The organism is Endozoicomonas sp. ONNA2 (assembly GCF_024606365.1).
Taxonomy (GTDB): domain Bacteria; phylum Pseudomonadota; class Gammaproteobacteria; order Pseudomonadales; family Endozoicomonadaceae; genus Endozoicomonas.
In genome coordinates this window covers 1-4,386 of record NZ_JAHHPO010000176.1, presented here as the reverse complement: position 1 = coordinate 4,386, position 4,386 = coordinate 1, and the positions used below count along the sequence as shown (strand labels likewise).

Annotated in this window: 3 protein-coding genes; all 3 read left to right on the top strand. The window is 49.9% G+C overall.

Going from position 1 to position 4,386, the window contains the following annotated elements; genetic code table 11:
• The first annotated feature begins 903 nt into the window (after window positions 1-903).
• Entirely contained in the window at window positions 904-1,509 is a 606-nt protein-coding gene (locus KDK14_RS03170) for a MarC family protein (protein WP_257263572.1), read from the top strand.
• A 244-nt stretch (window positions 1,510-1,753) separates the two neighbouring features.
• Window positions 1,754-4,198 carry an ATP-dependent helicase gene (locus KDK14_RS03165; RefSeq protein WP_257263571.1) on the top strand — a complete coding sequence of 815 codons (2,445 nt, stop codon included), beginning with the start codon at window positions 1,754-1,756 and terminating at the stop codon, window positions 4,196-4,198.
• A gap of 5 nt (window positions 4,199-4,203) precedes the next feature.
• Window positions 4,204-4,386: hypothetical protein (locus KDK14_RS03160; RefSeq protein ID WP_257263570.1), on the top strand; the 183-nt coding region annotated here is incomplete at its 3' end.

Below are 4,386 nucleotides of genomic sequence, written 5' to 3'. Positions count from 1 at the left end.
TTTCTGATTCTGAGGAGAATAGCGGGGCTATTTGACGAAGAAGCAGGAATTTTTAGACCAATTTATCGCAACCGCAGCAGGGCAGTCTATTCTCGGACAGCCTCCTGGATAACCAGAAGGTTATCACAGAAATAACTTTGGAAAGCAGTAATCTGTTAAACAATCAAACTGAAGACGCCAGGGATGGCCTGTACTCTCTTGAACTCTTAACCCGGATATTTCATAAACGTGCTCCCGATCTCGCTTGCTCTTTGCCGCTCTGAGGGAGTTTTGCTCAGTCGACCGTACTCCCCGCGCTCTCTCACCCCCCCTGGAACGACAAAGTCCCCGGCTTTGGCATCCTGCGTCGCGCCCTGGCTCCAACATCCATGTGGTCGTGCGCGAGATTCGGGGCAGTTTATGAAATATTCGGGTTAGGAGATTATGTCTCACTATCATGTTTAAACCGAGGCAAAAAAATACCCGGATATTCCAGTGCTTCTCCTTGAAAACGACCACATGGATGAAAGCACAAACATTTTTGCAGGGTCTTATCTTGCCAGACCGTCTACACTGGCATCAGGCTTTTGGACCCTGCCAAAGCGTCGGCCTACCTTTCGCTACTTCAAACGTGCCTCAGACTTGTGTTCCTGCTCATGGAAAACGTGATGTTTTATTCAATCCCAAACGTCAACAGGCTCTAATAACTGGACAATTGACGTTTGTCTTATTAAATAATACAAGTGGAAGGAATATTTTTATTCAGTCATGTTTACCATGGTGTATAAAAATTAAGCAATAAAGAACAGATGTCGTCAGGTATTTGCGCAGTTTGACCGCTTTTCCAATGCTTCAATACGAATGGCTGCCCGGCTTCATCCTGCATGTCCCTAACACCCACAACCAGCATGGGCAGGTATCATTATGGAGCTTTTCTTCAAAGACTTTATTATGCTCTGGTCAACCATCGACCCGGTAGGTACTCTGGCACTGTTCACTGGACTGACAGCACGACTGTCAGAAACACAAAAACGCAGAGTCGCTCTGAAAGCAACCATTTATGCCTTTGTCATCCTCCTTTCGGCACTGGTTCTTGGTCAGATTATTTTAAAGGCGATGAACATTCAGCTAATCTCTCTACAGTTGGCTGGGGGTATTATCCTGTTCCTGTTCGGCTTGCAAATGATTTTTTCTGACCCGGAAGAAAGTTCCGGCTCAAGAGAGCCCGGTCACCAACTGGCCGTATTCCCTCTGGCAGTCCCCTCCATTGCCAGCCCCGGGGCCATCATGGCGGTGATTGTACTGACCGACAATCACGTTAAAACGTTCAGCCAACAGGCCATGACCGGCGGTGCCATGACGCTGGTGCTTCTGGTCACCTGTGGCCTGATGCTATTTGCCGACCGCATCTTTCGGGTGATTGGCCACAATGGCTCGGCCATTATCATCCGGGTAATGGGCATGATACTGGCCGCACTGTCGGTGGAACTGGTGATGACCGCCCTTGGGGTTCAGCGCTGGATGAGTTAGTCATATAGAATTTGCTAAAATTTTTCCGGGAAGCTGTCCGAGAATCAGTGCCAGGAGGCTATCCGGGCTAACTTGCCGGGACACAACAGATTTGTAAAGGATTCCCCTATAGATAGTCCTGTCAGCGCAGGTTCTATAGCGAGAGTGTTGAGCATTCTCAACATGGGTCGAACGAAGCCCCCATCCATAGCCGTCAGGCCTGGTAGTGGGAGTATGTCACACTGTACCAATATCAACTGACTGAATGAAACTGACGCCCCACCAGCAAGCAGTTGCCGACCACGATCAAGACCATGCCCTCTGCATTGCTGTGGCTGGCTCGGGAAAAACCTCAACCCTGGCACAATTGGTGAGTAACCTGCTGTACAAAGGGGCTGACCCACGTCGATTGATGGTAATGATGTTCAATAAAGCTGCCCAGATCGATTTTGCCAAAAAGCTTCGAAACCTGGCCAGTGGTCCGTTGGCAGACTTGCCGGAAAACCAGCAGCTCCCGGAAATCAGAACCTATCATGCCACAGGGCTGAAACTGCTCAGGACACTGGAAGGCTGGCAGATCAGAGCCCCCTACAACAAACAACCGTTATCGGAGAAAGTCGTTGAGCTTCAAGTCAGAACATTGATTCTGAAACTGGCACCGGAAACCATTAAGGACCGTTTGCGCTCGGATGCCTCCCGTCTGATCGAAGCGGCCATCAGCTTTATTGAATCGGTCAAAGCCCATTTAACCAGCCCTGAGCAATGGTTTGAGCAGTCCGGTTATACCGGTGACTATCGCTTTTTCATCAAGCTGTTTCATCAGTTTGAGCAGTGGCGCCATCAACAGCGATCAATCACCTTCACCGATATGCTGTACGACCCGGTGACACTGATCCGGGCACATCCGGAACTGGTGCCCAAAGTGGCTGATAAAATGGATTTTATTATCGTTGACGAGTATCAGGATACGTCAACGCTACAGCATCAGTTTACCCGGCTGATTGCCGGACATCGGGCCCGAATGATTGCCGTTGGCGACCCGGACCAGACGATCTACGAATTCGCCGGTGCCAATATCGACAACATTCTGAACCATTTTCAGCAGGACTATGGCACTACCGGTGAGGTTAAAGAACTCACCATGCCCCATACCTTCCGTTATGGCCACAGTATTGCCTTGGCTGCCAGCCATTTAATCAGCCAGAACCGGTCCCGCAAACCGGTGCTCTGTATTGCCCACCCACAAAACGCGCCCTCCCTGCTTCGCATCAGCCAACCGGGTGCAGACGACAGTCGCTTTGTGGTTGAGGCGCTGACGGAGTACCTGGCATCCAAAACTCCACCGGAAGATATTGCCATTCTGGTGCGGGTCTGGGCTCAGGCAGTGCCCATTGAGCTGAACCTGTTGGAAATGGGCATTCCCTACCGCAGTGATGGCCCTTCCCTGTTTCAAAGGCCAGAAATTGCCTCACTGATCGATGCCATGACCCTGGCCAGTGATGAATTTGCCGGGCTACTGCCAGAAGTTCGTTACCATAAGCTGACAAGACTACTGACCCTGCCCCATATTGGCCTGAAGCAACAGTATATTGACTGGCTTTGCCAGCAGCTGAAGGAACAAAGCCACCAATTGGGTAAAACCCTGGGCAAGCTGGCAACCAACATCAAGGACATCAGTGACTTTCAGGTGCGAAAACTGACACAAAGGGCAGAGCTGTTCTCATGGCTGGAGCACAATGGCAACAAACACAAGGCCCATACGCTGATCGCCCGGTATATTCAACAATCCGAAATATACGACAGCCTTAGATCCATGAGCCTCAATGAGCAGAGAACGGATGAACAGATTCTGGCCATCAAAGGTTTTCATCGCTTCCTCAAACAGCTGAACCAGGACACCGCTCACTGCTGCCGACATATTGCTGAATTAATCGAGAAGCAGAAGCAACAGAAAAACCAAAGGCGACAATCCAGTCACAGTATTACCCTCAGCTCCTGTCACCGTGCCAAGGGGTTAGAATGGCCTGTTGTGTTAATCCCCGGACTGACCCGCCAATACTGGCCGTTTCTCAGGGAAGATGAAAGCGCCAATCTTTCTGCCAGCACCAAAAATGCTATTGAGTCTGAACGTCGCCTGCTCTATGTCGCCATGACCCGAGCCAGACAACAATTACACTTGTTTACCGCTCAGGGTGAACTTGCCAGAAAAGATGTCAGGAAAACTTCCGGAAAACGTTCACGGTCAGATAATCAACCCCTTGCCGGAAAAGACAGCATCAGCCCCTTTTTACTGGAAATGAACCTGCCCCATGTCTTATCCCTGGGCAACCTGCTTCATGAAGAATCAGACGAAGACCTGGCCGAAGCCATCGATAAAATCGGACTCACGCCAGTGTCAAGACGCTACTTCTGCTCCGCCCGTCCGGCACTGGCCGAAAGACTCAAGACAGTGCCCGATATTGCGCCCAATATTGCGATAAACGACATCGCCATAACCGACGAATCCACAGGCTCCACCAAAGCCAGTATACCCTCCGACGCGCCATGGCAGCTCAAAGCCATTATTAATCATACAATCTTTGGTCGTGGAGAAGTCATAGAGGTTAACGACCGTAATTTCTCCATCCGTTTTGACAGTCACCAACACGGCGTCAAACGGTTTGCCAGAATTGAAGAGGTTCGCCATCTATTCAGCGTGCTCACTGCCTGAATATCATGGCTGCTACAACATCGCTTTTAGTATCAAAAAAAGCAGATAATCAGGGAACCAAAAGGGATAACGCATGTCATACGAAGTCCAATTCAACAAATGAATTACTGATATGCAAGCGAAGATACCTGGCGGCGCCCAAAACAACCAGCCACCCATTACTTATCAAACTGATACAGACAACTGCG

Coding starts and splice junctions, on each gene's coding strand:
- KDK14_RS03165 (WP_257263571.1), top strand. CDS start 1,754: ATGAAACTGACGCCCCACCAGCAAGCAGTTGCCGACCACGATCAAGAC.
- KDK14_RS03170 (WP_257263572.1), top strand. CDS start 904: ATGGAGCTTTTCTTCAAAGACTTTATTATGCTCTGGTCAACCATCGAC.